Origin of the sequence: Streptococcus sp., from assembly GCF_019414905.1 — a bacterium.
In the GTDB taxonomy this organism is placed as follows: domain Bacteria; phylum Bacillota; class Bacilli; order Lactobacillales; family Streptococcaceae; genus Streptococcus.
In genome coordinates this window covers 2,112-3,438 of sequence record NZ_DXLC01000227.1, presented here as the reverse complement: position 1 = coordinate 3,438, position 1,327 = coordinate 2,112, and the positions used below count along the sequence as shown (strand labels likewise).

Annotated in this window: 1 protein-coding gene and 1 tRNA gene; one reads left to right on the top strand and one right to left on the bottom strand. The window is 38.3% G+C overall.

Annotated features, from left to right (window positions below):
- The first annotated feature begins 118 nt into the window (after positions 1–118).
- A tRNA-Lys gene (locus QZ359_RS07020) sits at positions 119–191 on the top strand.
- A gap of 140 nt (positions 192–331) precedes the next feature.
- Here the strand turns inward: QZ359_RS07020 and QZ359_RS07015 are convergent.
- Positions 332–1,327: AI-2E family transporter (locus QZ359_RS07015; protein WP_293964752.1), on the bottom strand; the 996-nt coding region annotated here is incomplete at its 5' end.

The following is a 1,327-nucleotide window of genomic DNA, read 5'->3' as shown; positions in this document are numbered from 1 at the left end:
CCTTTTCATTTTTAGTTACTGGCTTCACCTACATTATTGAGGCCTTTCGTAAATAATCTAGTTGCCATTTTGGGCATATTAAAATAGCTGGGAAGTTACATTCTCAGCTTTTTCTGTTGCCTCCTTAGCTCAGTTGGTAGAGCAGTAGACTCTTAATCTATGGGGCGCAGGTTCGAGCCCTGCAGGGGGCACATCTAAATCAACAGAAATAAGCCTTGAAACCAAGGCTTTTTTTAACGTCTAATAGCTTTTTGTAGAAAAGTATTTAAAAATAAAAGAGAAGAGAATCTCTCACTCTCTTCTCAGTATATCTTATTAAATTTAGTTTTTCTTAATCTACCTGATTTTCCTTTGCAACGACAAATTCCTTAACCAATCGATAGATAACAGCAAATATCGGTGTAAAGAATATCATCCCAAGTAAGCCAAAGAGATTGCCTCCAATACTAGCAGCCGCAAGCGTGAAAATAGCTGGCAAACCAATAGATTGACCTACAACTCTAGGATAAATAAGGTTTCCTTCAATCAGCTGTATAACTTGATATAGAAGAAGAGAAAGTAAGGCTTGAGTAGGACTCACTGTGAAGATAAAAATCGCTCCCACAACACAAGCAATCATAGGCCCTACATAAGGAATGAACGATAGCACTCCTGCAAATATACCTGTCATTACCCCATAAGGTAGTCCAAACAGGCTGTAGACAACCGCTATCATAACTCCTATGATGACTGCTTCAATCAGCTGACTCATCAAAAATTGGTCATAAGTCTCTAGTGCTACTTGTCCAATGTAAGTTAACTTTGTCACCACTTTCTCTGGAAATATAACTTTTAGAAGTCTACTCGTCATCGCTGCCAGATGTTCCTTACTGGATAAAAATAAAAAGGTAAAGACTATAATCAAAAAGGCATTCATCAAACTTGAAAAAATATTGCCGATATTACTAGTCAGACCTGATAAAAAACCTATCAAAGCTTGGCTAATAGAACTAGATTGTCCCTGTATGCCTGATACGATAGTTGACAACATGTCTTTGGTTACAAATTCCGAGCTGTCTAGCAATTTCCCAAGTTGAGTCAGGACTGTTGAAAGGACTGCTCCCAGCTGACTAATAGTCTGAGCAAGGGTTGGAAGCACCAAAACCAAAAGACAGATCACGATTAAGATAAGAGATAGGAAAACAAGCACCATAGCAATCGGACGGCGCAACCCTGCCTTTACCTTCATTTTAACTAGGAATTCTTCAATTTTTTTCATGGGAACATTGAGCACAAAAGCAATGACAGCACCATAAATCAAGGTAGAAGTTACTTCAAAGAGAGATAC